Below are 15,098 nucleotides of genomic sequence, written 5' to 3'. Positions count from 1 at the left end.
CGATGGCCAATCCCTTCGATCTTTCCGGCCGCGCCGCCATCGTCACCGGCGCCAATACCGGCATCGGCCAGGCGATCGCCGTGGCGCTTGCCGAGGCGGGCGCGTCGATTGCCGCCGTCGGCCGTTCCTCGATGGAGGAAACCGAGGCCCTGGTCTCAAAGGCGGGCAGCCGCCTTCACGCCATCAAGGCCGACCTTTCGACCATCGAACCCGTCAAGGCCATCGTCGCCGAGACGCTGTCTGCCTTCGGCCGCCTCGATATCCTTGTCAACAATGCGGGCATCATCCGGCGGGCCGATGCCGTCGACTTCACGGAAGAGGATTGGGACGCCGTCATCGACACCAACCTGAAGACGGCGTTCTTCCTGTCGCAGGCGGCGGGCCGCCACATGCTCGAACAGGGCAGCGGCAAGATCGTCAACATCGCCTCGCTCCTGTCCTTCCAGGGCGGCATCCGCATCCCGTCCTACACGGCCTCCAAGAGCGGCCTTGCCGGCATCACCAAGCTGCTCGCCTGCGAATGGGCGGGCAGGGGCGTCAACGTCAACGCCATCGCGCCGGGCTATTTCTCGACGAACAACACGACGGCCCTGCGGGAGGACCCGGACCGCAGCGCGGCGATCCTCGCGCGCATACCGGCCGGGCGTTGGGGGACGCCGGCCGAGCTTGGAGGAGCGGCCGTCTTTCTGGCGTCGGCCGCGTCCGACTACGTCCACGGAACGGTCATCCCGGTGGATGGGGGCTGGCTCGCCCGCTAGCCGCAGCGTGATCCGCACGCATTGGAGGAGGAAATGCACTATCAGTTCGATTTCGGGGCGCTCCTGCCCTATTGGCAGAGCTTCCTGTCGGGCGCGCTGACCACCATCGAGATCACCGTGTTCTCGGTGATCATCGGCCTGGGGATCGGCATCGCCTGCGCGATTGCCCGCCGCTCCCAGGTCGCCGTTCTGCGCGCGGTCGTCGGCGTCTATATCGAGGCCGTCCGCAACACGCCCTTCATCGTGCAGATCTTCTTCATCTTCTTCGGCCTGTCGTCGGTCGGCATCCGCATGCCGATCATCGCGGCCTCGGTCTTCGCGATGGTCATCAACGTGGGCGCCTATACGGCCGAGATCGTGCGCGCCGGCATGGACTCCATCCATCCGAGCCAGATCGAGGCGGCCCAGGCGCTCGGCCTCTCGAAGTTCCAGATCTACCGCGACATCATCATGCTGCCGGCCATAGAGCGGGTCTATCCCTCGCTCTCCAGCCAGTTCATCCTGATGATGCTGGCGACCTCGATCTGCTCGCAGATCTCCGCGGAGGAGCTGACGGGCGTCGCCAACAACATCCAGTCGAACACCTTCCGCTCGCTGGAGACCTATTTCGTCGTCGCGCTGCTCTATATCGCGATCACCTACCTGATGCGCGCCGCCTTCTTCGGGCTCGGCCTCATCGCATTCCCGCGCCGTCGCCGGCTCGGGCTCGGCGTGTGAGGGCCAGGATGTTCGGAGCCTTTTCCACCAACCACCTGATCTACCTGCTCGACGGCCTCCTGTGGACGGTCGTCCTGTCCGCGCTCGCGTTCATCCTCGGGGGCGTTGCCGGCTTCTTCGTGATGCTCGCCCGCATCTCGCGCTTCCGCTGGCTGCGGCGCGTGGCGCTCGTCTATATCCAGATCGTGCAGGGTACGCCGCTGCTGATCCAGATGTTCATCCTCTATTTCGGCCTCGGCGTCTTCGGCATCTCGGTGCCGCCGCTCGCCGCCGCCGGCCTCGGCATGATGGTCTATACCAGCTCCTATCTCGGCGAGATCTGGCGCGGGGCCGTGGGGTCCATCGCCAAGACGCAGTTCGAGGCGGCCGAATGCCTCGGCCTGACGCGCTGGCAGGCCCTGCAGGACGTCATCCTGCCCCAGGCGCTGAAGATCGCGACGCCCCCGACGGTCGGCTTCCTGGTGCAACTCGTCAAGAACACCTCGCTCGCCTCCGTCGTCGGCTTCCTGGAGCTGACGCGCGCGGCCCAGGTCATCAACAACTCGCTGTTCCAGCCCTTCCTGGTCTTCGGCGTCGCAGCCTTCTTCTACTTCTGCGTCTGCTACCCGCTGTCGGCATGGAGCCGTTCGCTCGAGAGGAAACTCAATGTCGGTCGCCGTTAAACTCACCAATGTCGTCAAGCGCTTCGGCGAGCTGGAAGTGCTGAAGGGCGTGTCCTTCGAGATCAATTCCGGCGAGGTCGTCGCGCTCATCGGCCAGTCGGGCTCGGGCAAGTCGACGGCGCTGCGCTGCATCAACCAGCTCGAGACGATCCAGGGCGGCTCCATCGAGGTGTGCGGCCACCGCGTCGAGGACCCGAAGCTCGACGTGCGGGCGCTGCGCCGCGATATCGGCATGGTGTTCCAGAGCTACAACCTCTTCCCGCACATGACGGTGGCGCAGAACATCATGCTGGCGCTGCGCCGCGTGAAGGGCATGCGCAAGGACGAGGCCTACGAGGTCGCCAAGCCCGTGCTCGCCAAGGTCGGCCTTTCGGAGAAGATCGACAGCTATCCCGAGCAGCTTTCCGGCGGCCAGCAGCAGCGCGTGGCCATCGCCCGCTCGCTCGCCATGCAGCCCAAGGTGATGCTGTTCGACGAGGTGACGTCCGCGCTCGACCCGAAGCTGACGGGAGAGGTGCTGCGCGTGATGGAGGACCTTGCCCGCGGCGGCATGACGATGATCGTCGTCACCCACGAGATGGGCTTCGCCAAGCGGGCCGCCAACCGCGTCATCTACATGCATACCGGCAAGGTCTGGGAGACGGGAGGGGCAGACATCCTCTCCAACCCGCAGACGCCGGAACTGAAGGAGTTCATGGCCGAGGAGCTTTGAATTCAAGGAGGAGGACCTGCGCTTTCGCGCAGGGTCGGATCAACGAGAGAGGAGACTCACATGCCGACGAAAATGATCTCGAAGCTGGCCGTCCTGGCCGGCGCAAGCCTTCTGGCCTTCGCATCGGTCGCCAATGCCGATGTGCTGGACAACATCAAGAAGGCCGGCAAGGTGCGCATCGCCGTGGCGATGGGCATTCCGGAATATTCCTTCGTGGACGAGAACCTGAAGCCGACCGGCTCGGACGTCGAGACCGCGAAGCTGATCGCCAAGGACCTCGGCGTTGAGCTGGAACTGGTGGAAATCACCAATGCCGCCCGCGTTCCCTCGGTCCAGACGGGCAAGGCCGACATGGTCGTCTCCTCGCTCGGCATCACCGACGAGCGCAAGAAGGCGATCGACTATTCGGTTCCCTATGCGACGCTGGCGCTCGTCGTCGCCGCCCCGGCGGACGTTGCGATCAAGGACTATGCCGACCTTGCCGGCAAGCGCATCGCCGTGACGCGCGCCACGACCAACGACCAGGACATCACGGCCAATGCGCCGGGCGCCGATATCGTCCGCTTCGAGGACGATGCGACGCTGATCACGGCCGTCGTTTCCGGCCAGGTGAACATCCTCTCCAGCCAGTCGGCGGTCATCAACGGCATCAACAAGAAGATGGCGAGCAACCCGCTGGAGACGAAGTTCATCCAGAAGGAAACCGTTCTCGGCATCGGCATCCCGAAGGGCGAGACGGCGCTGAAGGAATGGCTCGACAAGTGGGTCAAGACCAATTTCGACAACAAGGTGCTGCGCGACATCTATCGCGAGTTCCACAATGCCGAACTGCCCGACGACCTGACCTCGCGCTAAGCGCGGAGAGGAAAACGCCGGGGCGGATGCCCCGGCGTTTTGCGTCAAGGTCCCGCTTCGTCGGAACTTACCGGGCTTCTGCGGGTTATCCGCTCGTTGAAACACGGAGGCTACGATGAAGAAGATGATCCTTATTGCCTGCATCGGCATGTCGCTTGCCGCCTGTACCGCAACGGAACGGGGCGCCGGGGTCGGTGCGGCGACGGGCGCCGTCGTCGGCGGGGTTGCGACCGGCAATGTCCGCGGCGCCGCGGTCGGCGCAGCCGTTGGCGGTGTCGCCGGCGCGTTGATCGGCAGCGTCGAAGACCAGCCCGGCCAGTGCTACTATCGCGACCGCTACGGCCGCCGTTACATCGACCGCTGCTGAATTCCGTGATGTCCACCGCATGGTCTTCGCAGGGAGCATGCGGTGGAACAAAACGGCCGCTCTTCCGTTGAAATCCGGCAACGAAGGAGAAATGACTTGGAAAGCCATCGTTCTTCCCCGGCGGTCGAATCCCTCAAGCAGGAACAGAAGAAACGGCCGCCGAAAGACGCCCTCAACGAGGGCCTCAAGGAAACCTTTCCGGGCTCTGACCCGGTTTCCGTGACGACCACGTCCATCCCCGCCGGCCGGACAGATGCCGAAGAGGCAAAGAAGGTCCGCGACGAGGACAACTGATCCCCACCGCCCCCGGTTCGCCCAGCGCCCGGGGGCGTTGCTTGCCCGAAAGGTCGACCATGACGGACATCCGCAGGCACGGTTTCGAAAGCGATGCGCAGTGGCGGGAACATCTCGAGGAGATCGAGGACATGGAGACCCGCTCGGCCGAAAACCGCGCGCGCCGCGACCTTGCGGCTCTGCGCGCGGACCTTGCGGCATTGCGGGGCCGCCTTCGCGCAAGGGCTCGCCGCGGGCGGGCGATGCCGCTCTGGCAGCGCATGGCGGGTGCCGCCGCCCTTCTCCTCCTCTTCACGCTCGCAAGCCGGTAGGCAAAGCGCCGGCGCGCCGCAAGGTCATTGCGCGTGGGCATGCGATAATCTGAATCTTTCATGAAGACGACGGGCAAGCCCCTTGACTCCGGTCGAGGGGTATTGAGACATATGGTTGTCAGACAACTTACATAAATGGGGATCCAGCCTGACGGATCACAAGGAGGACACATGAAAAAGCTCTTCATGCGATTGGCCGTAGGGGCCGCTTTCGTCGCTGCCGCCGTCTCGGCCCATGCCGGCCAGACGCTGGACCGTGTGATGGAAAAGAAGGCGATGGTCGTCGCCACCAACAGCGGCTGGCCGCCCCAGAGCTATCTCGACGACAACAACGAGATGGTCGGCTTCGACATCGACGTCTCGCGCGAGATCGCCAAGCGCCTCGGCGTCGAGGTCAGCTTCGAGACGCCGGACTGGGCGACGCTGACGGGCGGCCGCTGGCAGGGGCGCTACGACCTCGGCGTCGGCTCCGTGACGCCGACCAAGGCGCGCGCCCAGGTCATCGACTTCGTCGGCATCTACTATTACAGCCCCTATGTCTACGTGGTCCACAAGGACAGCGACGCCAAGACCGTCACCGACCTCAACGGCAAGGTGATCGGCGTCGAGACGGCGACGACCTCGGAGGACTTCATCAACCGCCGCCTGGAGATCGACGCGCCGGGCCTGCCGCCGATCGAATACAAGCTGGAGCCCGGCGAGGTGCGCACCTTCGCCGATTCCATGCTGCCCTTCGACGACCTGCGCCTCGGCAACGGCGTGCGCCTCGACGCGGTCATCGCGCCGGAGCAGACGGCGATGAACGCCATCAAGAACGGCTACCCGGTCAAGGTCATCGAGGGCGAATATGCCTTCCGCGAGCCGCTCGTCGTCATCGCCGAGAAGGGCGATGCCGAATGGACCGCCAAGGTCGGCGGCATCATCGAGGAGATGAAGAAGGACGGCACGCTCGCCGCGCTGACCACCAAGTGGTACGGCAAGGACTACAGCGCCGACTGAGGCTGCCGGAACTTTCGGCGCGGGCATTCGTGCCCGCGCCCCATGCCTGAGGGGGAGCGACATGGCCTATCCGGATACCTATTACAAACGCACCATGGCGGACCAGACAGCGCGACCGGCGCTTTCGGGCACGGTGGAATGCGACGTGGCGATCGTCGGCGGGGGCCTTGCCGGCCTTTCGGCGGCCCTGCAGCTTGCCCGTGCCGGCAGGAGCGTCACGGTGCTGGAGGCCGAAAGCGTCGGCTTCGGCGCCTCCGGCCGCAACGGCGGCTTCGTCAGCCCCGGCTATGCGACGGGCGGCGAGGAGATCGCCCGCATCGCCGGCAAGGAGAAGGCGCGCCAGCTTCATCTTCTCTCGGTGGAGGGCGTGGATTTCGTCCGCGACAACATCCGCACGCTCGGCATTGCCGACGCCAGGCCCGTGCCGGGCATCATGAGTGTGCTGCGCTACGACGACGGCGCAAGCCTCAAGGCCTATGCGCAGGAGGTGCAGCGGGAATACGGCTACGAGCTCGAATACATGGACCGCGACGCGGTCCGCGCGGTGCTGAAGTCGGAACGCTATTTCCAGGCGCTGCGCAATCCCGATGCCTTCCACATGCACCCGCTCAACTATCTGCGCGGCCTCGCGCGCGAGATCGAGCGGCTCGGCGGGCGCATCTGCGAGCAGTCGCCGGTGACGGCCACCGATCTCGGGGGCGCGGAAAAACGGCTGACGACGGCCGGCGGCGCGGTGAAGGCGCGCGACGTCCTCTTCACGACGGGCGGCTATACCGGCCCGCTCAACGGCCGGCTGAAGCGCGCCTTCCTGCCCATCGCCACCTATGTCATGGTCAGCGAGGAGGCTCCGGAGCTGATCGCCTCGGCCATCGCCACGACGGACGCCATCGGCGACAATCGCCGGGCCGGCGACTACTACCGCGTGATCGACGACGGCCGGCGCATCCTCTGGGGCGGCCGCATCACCACCCATGCCGCCTCGACCGCCGGCCTCGTGAAGGAGCTGCGCGCCGAAATGGTCGGCACTTATCCGCAGCTTGCCGGCCTCAGGACGGAGCTCGCCTGGTCGGGGCTCATGTCCTATGCCCGCCACCTCATGCCCCAGATCGGGCGGATGAGCCCCGGCGTCTGGTATTGCACCGCCTTCGGCGGCCACGGCCTCAATACGACGGCGATCGGCGGCAAGGTCATCGCGGAAGGCATTCTCGGGACAAGCGAGCGCTACCGGCTCTACGAGCCCTTCGGCCTCGTCTGGGCCGGTGGCCTTGCGGGCCTTGCGGTCGCCCAGCTCACCTATTGGAAGCTCCAGGCGCAGGACTGGTGGCGCGAACGCGCGGCGTAAGAAGGAAGGGCGGAACAACATGATCGGTCGTCTGATACTCACCTATCCCGAAGCCTCGCGGCGGGCAGGGGCCCTCATGGTTCTCGCCGTCGTCGTGGCGGGGCTCTATTCCATGGGCATCAGCTCGGCCTGGATCGGCCATCTCCTGCCGCCCTCGGCAAGCTGGCTCGGCGAGAACCCGGCGGCGGGCCGGCTGGTCTCCGCGCTGCTGATCGCGCTCATCCTCGCCGCCAACTGGAAGGCGCTGCGCCAGCTTTCGCGGCGCCAGCAGGTCGTGGCGGTCTGGATCGAGCTGTTCGTGCTCCTGATGCTGTTCTTCTATTCCTTCGATCTCTCCTTCGCCTTCATCGCCAAGAAGATCGGCTTCCTCATCACGCAGGGCGTGACGACGACGCTCTATATCTCCGCCATTTCCATCGTCATCGCCACGGTGATCGCGCTCGCCGGCGCCATCGCGAAACTGTCGAGCAACGGCGTCATCTACGGCCTTGCGACCTTCTACACCTCGCTCTTCCGCGGCCTGCCGCTGCTCATGCAGATCTACATCATCTATCTCGGCCTGCCGCAGGTCGGCTATGTGATCAGCGCCGTGCCGGCCGGCATCCTGGCGCTGTCGCTCTGCTACGGCGCCTACATGACCGAGATTTTCCGCGCCGGCATCCAGAGCATCAACCGCGGGCAGACGGAGGGCGCGACGGCGCTCGGCCTCAGCCCGGCGCAGACCATGGCGCTCGTCATCCTGCCGCAGGCCATGCGGGTGATCATCCCGCCGACCGGCAACCAGTTCATCGCCATGCTGAAGGATTCCTCGCTCGTGTCGGTCGTCGGCGTCTGGGAGATCATGTATCTGGCCCGCACCCAGGGCCAGACCGAGTTCCGCCACATCGAGATGCTGATCACCGCCTCGATGATCTACTGGATCCTGTCGATCTGCCTGGAATATGCCCAGTCCCGCATCGAGGAACGCTTCGGACGCTTCAATGCCCGCTGATGCCTCCGCAATGGAGGGCGGCGCTCCCTTCACGCCGTCGAACGGGCGCGGCGCGGTGCTCGTCCTTGCCGCCTTCTCCATCTTCTCGGCGACGGATGCCGTCGTGAAGATCATGACCGCGGCGATGCCGGCGCCGCAGGTGACGTTCCTCGTCACCGCCGCCGCGCTTGTCCTGCTGCTGCTCCATGCGCTTTCCACCGGCCGCCTGCACCGCCTCGTGCCGCGCCAGCCGTCGCTCGCCTTCTGGCGGGCGCTGCTGCTTGCGCTCGACACGCTGCTGATCCACTACGCCTTCGCGCGGCTGCCGCTGGCGGATGCCTATCTCATCGCCTTCCTGACGCCGATCCTCGTTGCCGTCCTCGGCTTCGTCTTCCTGCGGGAGCGGCTTTCGGCCATCGGCTGGGCGGGCGTGCTGGTGGGGTTCGCCGGCGTCGTGGTGGCGCTGAAGCCCGGCGTGGCGCCGCTCAACCTCGGCCATGCGGCCGCCTTCGGCTCGGCGGTCTTCTTCGCCCTTTCGCTCATCCTGCTGCGCCGTGCGAAAGTGGCGGAGACGGACGAGGCGCTCGTCGCGAGCCTCCTCGTCGTGCTGACGCCGGTCGCCCTTTCCGTCGCGGCAGCCTCCGGCGGAATGGTAATGCCGGCTTCGGCAGACCTTCTTCTTGGCGCCGTCGGCGGGGCGATGATGCTGGGCGGCCACGCGCTGCTGGTGCGGGCCTTCCGCGTCGGCGAGGCCTCCGTGGTCGCGCCGTTCCAGTACAGCCAGATCATCTGGGGATGCCTTTACGGCCTCGTCCTCTTTGCAACGCCGGTGGAGATGCACACGCTCGCCGGCGCGGCGATCATCATCGTCTCGGGCTGGCTCGTCCTGAAGTAGGCCGCGTCAAAGCGGCTGCGGCACCTGCGGGAATCCGCCGACATGGGTGCAGGTGCGCGCGGCCCGGTCCCGCCCCGCTGCCAGGCAATCGGAAAGCGGCAGGCCGGCGATATGCGCGGAGAGGAAACCGGCGATGAAGCTGTCGCCCGCCCCGGTCGTATCGACGACCTCTACAGGCCTTACGCCTGCCTCGACGCGCACCTTGCCGTTGCTCGCCACCGATCCCCTGCCGCCGCGGGTGACGACGGCGAGCGGCACGCCGTCGTCGCCAAGGCGTCGCAGCAGGGCCTCCAGGGCCGCATCGTCGTCGCCCGCCGAGGCGAAGGCGATGGAAAGGCCCTCGGTGCCGAGATCGGCCGGGTCGGCATTGACGGAAATGTCCTGCGAGACGCTGACCCCCGCGCCCGCAAGCGCGCGGCGCAGCGCGCCTCCGTCGTCCATCCAGCCGATATGCACATGGTCCATGGTCGCAAGGAAGGCGATCCCGGCGGCATCGGGGCGGTAGCCGGCGCAGACGCCGAAGTCCTCGTGGAGGAAGACCCGGTCGCCGGAGGGCAGCGTCTCGATGTCCGTATAGGCGGTCACGCCGGGGCGCTCGCGCAGATGCGTGACGTCGACGCCGTTCTCCTCCAGAAGCCGCCGTGTGTGGCGCCCCGCATCGTCCGGCCCGACGGCGCCGAAATAGAAGGCGGCATGCCCGAGAAGCGCAAGCTGCACCGCGACGTTCACCGCGTTTCCGCCGACAAGCGCCTGCGAGACGGGGGGACGGTAGCGGTCGATGCAATTGTCGCCGACGGCGGCGAAGCGGAAGGTCTTCATGCGGGTCTCGATGGGCGGCAAGGCCGCGAATGCGGATGGTGCATTCGCGGCCTGGGAGGGGCATGCGTCAAGCCGCGGTTTTCAGTAGGCGACGCGCTTGTAGTAGCGGCGCGTCGTCAGCGGATGGTCGCGCAGGACTTCGAGATGGGCGCTGATGCGCTCGAGCACGGTCGCCAGCAGCACCGGCGAGACGAGCGCCCGCACCTCCGGCGAAATGCCCGGCAGGTCGAATTCGGCGGTATCGAGCACGGTCAGCCTGTCGGTATAGGTCGGCGCGAAGGTCTCGACGCGGTCGGCCAGCGGCCGCAGGGCATCCTCGCCCTTGAAGAGGATGACGCTGACGCCCTTTTCCACCAGTTCCAGCGTGCCGTGGAAGAAGTCCGAGGCATGCACGGGCCGGGTGCGGATCCATTGCATCTCTTCCAGGATGCACATGCCGTAGTAGAAGGCCTCCGGCCAGACGTTCCCCGCGCCGGTGACGATGTGGTAATCCGCGCCCGCCAGCACCTTCGCGAAGGCCTCGGCCTTCGGCTCGTAGGCACGCTTCACCTCCAGAAGCAGGTCCGGCATCCGGGCGAGCTCGGCGACGATCGCGTCGTGGTTGGCGATCTCGCCGCGGTGCTTCATGACGGCGAGCGCGATGAAGAGGGATTGCAGGTAGAAGGATTCGCAGGACGTGTCGTCCTCGGCGAAGTTCACGAAGACGTGGTCGCCGCCCTTGCCGAGCGGCGTTTCCGCGTGGCCGACGAGCGTGAGGACGGTCGCGCCGGTCTCCTTCAGCTTCGCAAGGAGCGCCACGCTCTCCTTCGTCGTGCCGGAAAGGGAGGGCATCACGACGATCGACTTTTCCGTCAGGTGCGCCGAGCCGGTGATGACGAGTTCGGCGGGCATGTCGATGAAGGCGGGAAAGTGCGAGCGGCGCTGGAGGAGCTGCGCTGCCGGCTGCATCAGGATCGCCGCGCCGCCCGTGCCGAGGAAGAAGATGTTCTCCGCGCCGGCCGCAAGGCAGGAGGCAATCACCGTTTCCAGCCGTTTCTGCAGGCCGACCGCGCCCGACTGGATGCGAAGGAATCTCTGTTCGTCAAAATTCAGCATGTCCTGCCCCGTTGGATGGATTAAAGTTGTAAGACAACTGACATCATGGTTTCGCGCTGTCAAGCCGCGCCCGCTCGGATAGGACGGGGCATGGCGAGGGCGGCTGCGTCCTCCGGGTTTTCCCGCCTTCCGCTTGACCCTCCGGGATTCGTCAGACAAGAAGAGGAAACCAATCATCGAACGAGGCAGGCGGTGGAAGAACCCCTTCGCGATTCGCGCACGCTCGCCGTCCAGCTCAGGGACCGGATCGCCGATCTCATCCGGGAAGAGGGGCTGAAGCCGGGCGACAGGCTGCCGACCGAGGCGCAGCTCACCCAGCGCTTCCGCATTTCGCGCCCGGCGCTGCGCGAGGCGCTGAAGCTGCTGGAGCAGGACGACGTGATCTATGTGGAGCACGGCCGCGGCCGCTTCGTCTCCGCGCTTTCCGCCGTGCAGGTCGACCGGCCGATCACCGTCTTCGAGAGCGTGACCGACATGGCGCGGCAGTACGGCTACCGCACCGTCAACAAGGTCCTGTCGATCTCGGAAGAGGCGCCCGACAGGCATGTCGCGGAATGCCTGCGGCTCGGCGCGGCCGACCGCGTCATCCGCATCGAGCGCCTGCGCCTGCACGACGAGGAGCCGATCCTCTATTGCATCGACTACGTGCCGCGCGGCATCGTCGCCGGCAGGCTCTACGACGTGGACTGGACCGGGTCGCTGATGGACCTGCTCGAGCGATACGGCAACCGCCCGCGCATGTCGGCGGCGAACGTCTCGGCCGTGATGCTTCCCGACGATGCCGTCGAGCGGCACGACCTCAGGAATTTCGGTCCCGCGCTGCTGATCACCGAGACCTGTTTCAACGCCGTCGGCGCGCCGGTCAACTTCGCCCGCGACTATCACCGCGGCAGCCACTTCACCTTCAGCTTCACACGGAAGTAGGACGGCCGGCTTGCGTCAAACGCAAGGTCATCCGCCCGGCAAGTTCGGCACCCGGCGCGAGCGCGACGAGGCCGCCGCCCTCGTCGTCATGGTGGGCGTTCGGCCGGTGGCTCATCGGCTCGAAGCAGACGAACCCGTCCGATGCCGAAGGCGAATAGATGACGAAATGGCGGAGGCCTTCGCCGGCCTCCAGCGATAAGACAAGGCCGGTCTCCGGCCATTCGATCCGCGCGCGCCCGTCCCAGCCGTCGAAGGCGTTGTTCAGCCAGCGGTCCGGCAGCGTCGTGCCTGCCGCAAGGTCGAGATCCCGCGGCAGCGGGCCGGCAGCGCCCGGCAGGTGGTTTTCCCGTTCCGGCCGGAAGCGCTCTGCCCGGGCGACGAGCCGCATCTTCGGCGTTCGCGGAAAATAGGGATGAAAGCCGAGGCCGTATGGCAGTGCTTGCGGCGCCCTGTTGGCGACGGTGAGCGACAGCGTCAGGCTGTCCTCTCCGAGCGTGATGGCCTGCGTGGCCTCGTAGGCGAAAGGGGAGGCGCTGCCCGCCGCGTGCCGGTAGTGGAAGACGATGCCGTGCGGTTCTTGTCGCAGGATCGACCAGCGCCGAAGCCAGCCGTCGCCGTGCAGGACGAGCGGATCGGCGGTGTTCGGCGCCAGCGCATAAGTTTCGCCGGCAAAGCGGAAGGCGTTGCCCTCGATGCGGTTGCCGAAGGGAACGAGCGGAAAGCAGGCTTCCGCGCCGAAGGCCTGCGAGGCAAGGCCCGGCGATGGTGTCGGCGCAAGGATGGGGACGCCGTGCCAGTGCGCGGCGAGGACAGCGCCGCCGAGCGGGCTCACATCGACGGCGAGCCCGTTCCTTTCGAGGCGGACGACATCCTCCGCCACGGCGTCAGCCGCGCCGGGCGGCGGCGGCCGAGCGCAGGTTGTCGAGCAGGACCGCGAGCAGCAGGATCAGGCCGCGCACGACATACTGGTAGAAGGCCTGGATGTTGAGAAGGTTCATGACGTTCTCGGCAATGCCCATGATGAGCACGCCGACGATGACGCCCGTCATGGCCGCGCGGCCGCCGGCAAGCGACACGCCGCCGAGCACGCAGGCCGAGATGACCGAGAGCTCGAGGCCGGTGGCGGCGTTCGGCTGGCCGGAGGTGATGCGCGAGGCGAGCAGAACCCCGGCGACGGCGCAGACGAGGCCCTGCAGCGCGAAGATCCAGATGCGCATGCTGGAGACGTCGACGCCGGCAAGGCGCGAGGCCTCCGGATTGCCGCCGATCGCCAGCGTGTTCTTGCCGAAGACGGTGCGGTTCAGCACGAAGCCAAAGACGATGAAGAAGATCGCCATGACCCAGATCGGCGTCGGGATGCCGAGGAACTTGGAGAGGGCGAGCTGGTAGAAGCCGGGATCGTTGATGCCGACGGCGCGCCCGTCCGAGGCGATCAGCGCGAAGCCGCGCACGATCTGCATGGTGGCGAGCGTCGTGATGAGCGCATTGATGCGGAAGCGGGCGATGACGAGGCCGTTGACGAAGCCGACGGCGCCGCCGCACAGGAGCGCGGCGACAAGCCCGACGACGATCGAGCCCGAGGCGTTCGAGGCCATGACGGCGATCATGCCGGAAAAGGCGACCGTCGAGCCGACCGAAAGGTCGAAGTCGCGCGAAGCGAGGCAGAACATCATGGTGCAGGCGACGATACCGATGGTGACGACCGACTGCAGCAGGCCCAGCATGTTGCGCTCGGTCAGGAAGTTCGGGACCGTGAGCGCCACGATGGCGAAGGCGACGGCGAAGATGACGACGAGGCCCTGCTCGCCGAGGAGGAGTTTTTTCAAGGACGTCATCGGGACTGGACCTGCTGGTTGGGAAGTTCGCTGGCATTGGCCCCATCGGGAGCCACATCGGGAAGGGCGGCGGCGAGGATGCGGCGCTCGTCGAAATCGGCCCGCTCGATATTTGCCGCGACCTTGCCCTCGCACATGACCATGATGCGGTCGGTGATGCCCATCACCTCCGGCAGCTCGCTGGAGATGACGACGATGGCCATGCCCTGGCCGGCGAGTTCATAGAGGATCTCGTAGATTTCCGACTTGGCGCCGACATCGATGCCGCGCGTCGGCTCGTCGATGATGAGCACCTTGACGCCCTGCTCGGATAGCCAGCGGCCGAGGATCACCTTCTGCTGGTTGCCGCCCGACAGGTTGACGATGTCCTGCTTGCGCGAGGGCGTGCGCACGCGCAGCTTCGCGATGAAGCGTTCGGCAAGCTCGGCCTCCTTCTTCGGCTGGAGAAGGCCGAAGGGGGAGAAATGCCGTCGCGAGGAGATCGCCATGTTCTCCTCGATGTTGCGGCCCTGCACGATGCCGTCGGACTTGCGGTCCTCCGGGCAGAGCACGATGCCGGAGCGGATCGATTGCGGCGGGCTGTCCGGCGTGACGGCCTTGCCGTCGACGCTGACGGTGCCCTGCGACCGGCTGTCCGCGCCGTAGACGAGGCGGGCCATCTCGCTGCGGCCGGCGCCGATGAGGCCGAAGAAGCCGAGGATCTCGCCCTGGCGGACGGAGAAGCTGATCGGCGTGCGCAGCTTGCGCCCGGCAAGGTCCCTGACCTCCAGCCGGACCGCGCCGCGCTCGCGCGGGCGAAAACCCCAGATGTTGGAAATCTCGCGGCCGACCATTTCGGCGATGATCTGGTCGCGCGTCACCTCGGATATATCAGGATGGTGGGCGGCCAGCTTGCCGTCGCGCAATACGGTGAGGCTGTCGCACAGGCGGAAAATCTCGTCGAGCCGGTGCGAGACGTAGAGGATGACCTTGCCCTGCGCGCGCAGGCGGTCGATCAGCGCGAAGAGGATTTCGCTCTCGCGCGAGGAGAGCGAGGAGGTCGGCTCGTCGAGCGCGATGACGCGCGCATCGGCCATCACGGCCTTGGCGATCTCCACCATCTGGCGCTCGCCGATGGAAAGCGAGGCGACCTTGGCGGCGGGGTCGATGGCGATGCCGATCTCCGCGAGCTTCTCCTTGACCACGCCGGTCAGGCGCGTGCGGTCGATGACGCCGGCCTTGCCGGGGAAGCGGCCGAGCCAGAGGTTCTCGGCGACGGTCAGCTCGGGCACGAGCTGGAGTTCCTGGTGGATGACGATGACGCCGGCCTCGAAGGCATCGCGCACGGAACGGTAGCGCTGCGGCTTGCCGTCGATGAGGATGTCGCCGGTATCGGCGGACTGGTCGCCGGAAAGCACGCGGATGAGGGTCGACTTGCCCGCGCCGTTTTCGCCCATCAGGCCGTGCACGGCCCCCTTCTTCACGGAGAAGGAAACGTCGGCGAGCGCCTGCACGCCGGGATATCCCTTGGATATCGCCCTGAATTCGAGAAAGTCCTGCATGG

18 protein-coding genes are annotated in these 15,098 nt (G+C 66.5%); 13 read left to right on the top strand and 5 right to left on the bottom strand.

The annotated features are described in order from the left end of the window. The first annotated feature begins 2 nt into the window (after window positions 1-2). The 12 genes from kduD to ACZ5TO_RS23880 all read left to right on the top strand — a co-directional run bounded on the left by kduD (window position 3) and on the right by ACZ5TO_RS23880 (window position 8,882). On the top strand, window positions 3-758 hold the full coding sequence (kduD, locus tag ACZ5TO_RS23935) for a 2-dehydro-3-deoxy-D-gluconate 5-dehydrogenase KduD (RefSeq protein ID WP_464801129.1): 756 nt from the start codon (window positions 3-5) through the stop codon (window positions 756-758). A 33-nt stretch (window positions 759-791) separates the two neighbouring features. Then, window positions 792-1,475 (top strand): amino acid ABC transporter permease, encoded by a 684-nt coding sequence (locus ACZ5TO_RS23930; protein ID WP_184142851.1) that lies wholly within the window; start codon window positions 792-794, stop codon window positions 1,473-1,475. A gap of 8 nt (window positions 1,476-1,483) precedes the next feature. After that, window positions 1,484-2,137: an amino acid ABC transporter permease gene (locus tag ACZ5TO_RS23925; RefSeq protein ID WP_464801128.1), complete on the top strand. Its 654-nt coding sequence runs from the start codon at window positions 1,484-1,486 to the stop codon at window positions 2,135-2,137. Next, window positions 2,121-2,849: an amino acid ABC transporter ATP-binding protein gene (locus ACZ5TO_RS23920; RefSeq protein WP_184142845.1), complete on the top strand. Its 729-nt coding sequence runs from the start codon at window positions 2,121-2,123 to the stop codon at window positions 2,847-2,849. The genes ACZ5TO_RS23925 and ACZ5TO_RS23920 overlap by 17 nt, the downstream gene beginning before the upstream one ends. A 60-nt stretch (window positions 2,850-2,909) precedes the next feature. After that, the gene (locus ACZ5TO_RS23915; RefSeq protein ID WP_184142842.1) at window positions 2,910-3,704 is read left to right on the top strand and encodes a transporter substrate-binding domain-containing protein; all 795 of its coding nucleotides are present in this window, start codon (window positions 2,910-2,912) and stop codon (window positions 3,702-3,704) included. A 115-nt stretch (window positions 3,705-3,819) separates the two neighbouring features. Beyond that, window positions 3,820-4,071, top strand: a complete 252-nt coding sequence (locus ACZ5TO_RS23910) for a glycine zipper domain-containing protein (RefSeq protein WP_184142839.1) — start codon at window positions 3,820-3,822, stop codon at window positions 4,069-4,071. A 42-nt stretch (window positions 4,072-4,113) separates the two neighbouring features. Further along, window positions 4,114-4,365: a hypothetical protein gene (locus ACZ5TO_RS23905; protein ID WP_184142837.1), complete on the top strand. Its 252-nt coding sequence runs from the start codon at window positions 4,114-4,116 to the stop codon at window positions 4,363-4,365. A 59-nt stretch (window positions 4,366-4,424) separates the two neighbouring features. Beyond that, on the top strand, window positions 4,425-4,676 hold the full coding sequence (locus tag ACZ5TO_RS23900) for a hypothetical protein (protein WP_464801127.1): 252 nt from the start codon (window positions 4,425-4,427) through the stop codon (window positions 4,674-4,676). A 171-nt stretch (window positions 4,677-4,847) separates the two neighbouring features. Beyond that, entirely contained in the window at window positions 4,848-5,675 is an 828-nt protein-coding gene (locus ACZ5TO_RS23895; RefSeq protein WP_184142831.1) for a transporter substrate-binding domain-containing protein, read from the top strand. A 61-nt stretch (window positions 5,676-5,736) separates the two neighbouring features. Then, window positions 5,737-7,017, top strand: coding sequence for an NAD(P)/FAD-dependent oxidoreductase (locus ACZ5TO_RS23890; protein ID WP_464801126.1), 1,281 nt, complete (start codon window positions 5,737-5,739; stop codon window positions 7,015-7,017). A gap of 19 nt (window positions 7,018-7,036) precedes the next feature. Then, window positions 7,037-8,008 carry an amino acid ABC transporter permease gene (locus ACZ5TO_RS23885; RefSeq protein WP_184142825.1) on the top strand — a complete coding sequence of 324 codons (972 nt, stop codon included), beginning with the start codon at window positions 7,037-7,039 and terminating at the stop codon, window positions 8,006-8,008. Beyond that, on the top strand, window positions 7,998-8,882 hold the full coding sequence (locus ACZ5TO_RS23880) for a DMT family transporter (RefSeq protein WP_464801125.1): 885 nt from the start codon (window positions 7,998-8,000) through the stop codon (window positions 8,880-8,882). The genes ACZ5TO_RS23885 and ACZ5TO_RS23880 overlap by 11 nt, the downstream gene beginning before the upstream one ends. A gap of 6 nt (window positions 8,883-8,888) precedes the next feature. Here the strand turns inward: ACZ5TO_RS23880 and ACZ5TO_RS23875 are convergent, their stop codons facing one another. Both ACZ5TO_RS23875 and ACZ5TO_RS23870 read right to left on the bottom strand, forming a co-directional pair. After that, the gene (locus ACZ5TO_RS23875) at window positions 8,889-9,701 is read right to left on the bottom strand and encodes a PfkB family carbohydrate kinase (RefSeq protein ID WP_464801124.1); all 813 of its coding nucleotides are present in this window, start codon (window positions 9,699-9,701) and stop codon (window positions 8,889-8,891) included. A gap of 81 nt (window positions 9,702-9,782) precedes the next feature. Next, on the bottom strand, window positions 9,783-10,796 hold the full coding sequence (locus tag ACZ5TO_RS23870; protein WP_464801123.1) for an SIS domain-containing protein: 1,014 nt from the start codon (window positions 10,794-10,796) through the stop codon (window positions 9,783-9,785). A gap of 192 nt (window positions 10,797-10,988) precedes the next feature. Between ACZ5TO_RS23870 and ACZ5TO_RS23865 the strand changes: the two genes are divergently transcribed. Next, complete coding sequence (locus ACZ5TO_RS23865) at window positions 10,989-11,720, top strand: GntR family transcriptional regulator (RefSeq protein ID WP_464801122.1); 732 nt, start codon at window positions 10,989-10,991, stop codon at window positions 11,718-11,720. Here ACZ5TO_RS23865 and ACZ5TO_RS23860 read toward each other — a convergent pair. The 3 genes from ACZ5TO_RS23860 to araG are packed head-to-tail and all read right to left on the bottom strand — an operon-like array spanning window position 11,707 to window position 15,096. Beyond that, complete coding sequence (locus ACZ5TO_RS23860) at window positions 11,707-12,600, bottom strand: aldose 1-epimerase (protein ID WP_464801121.1); 894 nt, start codon at window positions 12,598-12,600, stop codon at window positions 11,707-11,709. The two genes, ACZ5TO_RS23865 and ACZ5TO_RS23860, sit on opposite strands and share 14 nt — an antisense overlap. A 4-nt stretch (window positions 12,601-12,604) precedes the next feature. Beyond that, the gene (gene araH / locus ACZ5TO_RS23855; RefSeq protein ID WP_464801120.1) at window positions 12,605-13,555 is read right to left on the bottom strand and encodes an L-arabinose ABC transporter permease AraH; all 951 of its coding nucleotides are present in this window, start codon (window positions 13,553-13,555) and stop codon (window positions 12,605-12,607) included. Next, entirely contained in the window at window positions 13,552-15,096 is a 1,545-nt protein-coding gene (gene araG, locus ACZ5TO_RS23850) for an L-arabinose ABC transporter ATP-binding protein AraG (protein ID WP_184142809.1), read from the bottom strand. The genes araH and araG overlap by 4 nt, the downstream gene beginning before the upstream one ends. Between the last annotated feature and the right edge of the window lie 2 nt (window positions 15,097-15,098).

The organism is Shinella sp. Sh6 (assembly GCF_055392685.1).
This window is presented reverse-complemented; position numbering and strand designations above follow the sequence as displayed.

Bases quoted from the DNA above. Each gene is read 5' to 3' on its own strand.
- kduD (WP_464801129.1), top strand. From the start codon at position 3: ATGGCCAATCCCTTCGATCTTTCCGGCCGCGCCGCCATCGTCACCGGC.
- ACZ5TO_RS23930 (WP_184142851.1), top strand. From the start codon at position 792: ATGCACTATCAGTTCGATTTCGGGGCGCTCCTGCCCTATTGGCAGAGC.
- ACZ5TO_RS23925 (WP_464801128.1), top strand. From the start codon at position 1,484: ATGTTCGGAGCCTTTTCCACCAACCACCTGATCTACCTGCTCGACGGC.
- ACZ5TO_RS23920 (WP_184142845.1), top strand. From the start codon at position 2,121: ATGTCGGTCGCCGTTAAACTCACCAATGTCGTCAAGCGCTTCGGCGAG.
- ACZ5TO_RS23915 (WP_184142842.1), top strand. From the start codon at position 2,910: ATGCCGACGAAAATGATCTCGAAGCTGGCCGTCCTGGCCGGCGCAAGC.
- ACZ5TO_RS23910 (WP_184142839.1), top strand. From the start codon at position 3,820: ATGAAGAAGATGATCCTTATTGCCTGCATCGGCATGTCGCTTGCCGCC.
- ACZ5TO_RS23900 (WP_464801127.1), top strand. From the start codon at position 4,425: ATGACGGACATCCGCAGGCACGGTTTCGAAAGCGATGCGCAGTGGCGG.
- ACZ5TO_RS23895 (WP_184142831.1), top strand. From the start codon at position 4,848: ATGAAAAAGCTCTTCATGCGATTGGCCGTAGGGGCCGCTTTCGTCGCT.
- ACZ5TO_RS23890 (WP_464801126.1), top strand. From the start codon at position 5,737: ATGGCCTATCCGGATACCTATTACAAACGCACCATGGCGGACCAGACA.
- ACZ5TO_RS23885 (WP_184142825.1), top strand. From the start codon at position 7,037: ATGATCGGTCGTCTGATACTCACCTATCCCGAAGCCTCGCGGCGGGCA.
- ACZ5TO_RS23880 (WP_464801125.1), top strand. From the start codon at position 7,998: ATGCCCGCTGATGCCTCCGCAATGGAGGGCGGCGCTCCCTTCACGCCG.
- ACZ5TO_RS23875 (WP_464801124.1), bottom strand. From the start codon at position 9,701: ATGAAGACCTTCCGCTTCGCCGCCGTCGGCGACAATTGCATCGACCGC.
- ACZ5TO_RS23870 (WP_464801123.1), bottom strand. From the start codon at position 10,796: ATGCTGAATTTTGACGAACAGAGATTCCTTCGCATCCAGTCGGGCGCG.
- araH (WP_464801120.1), bottom strand. From the start codon at position 13,555: ATGACGTCCTTGAAAAAACTCCTCCTCGGCGAGCAGGGCCTCGTCGTC.
- araG (WP_184142809.1), bottom strand. From the start codon at position 15,096: ATGCAGGACTTTCTCGAATTCAGGGCGATATCCAAGGGATATCCCGGC.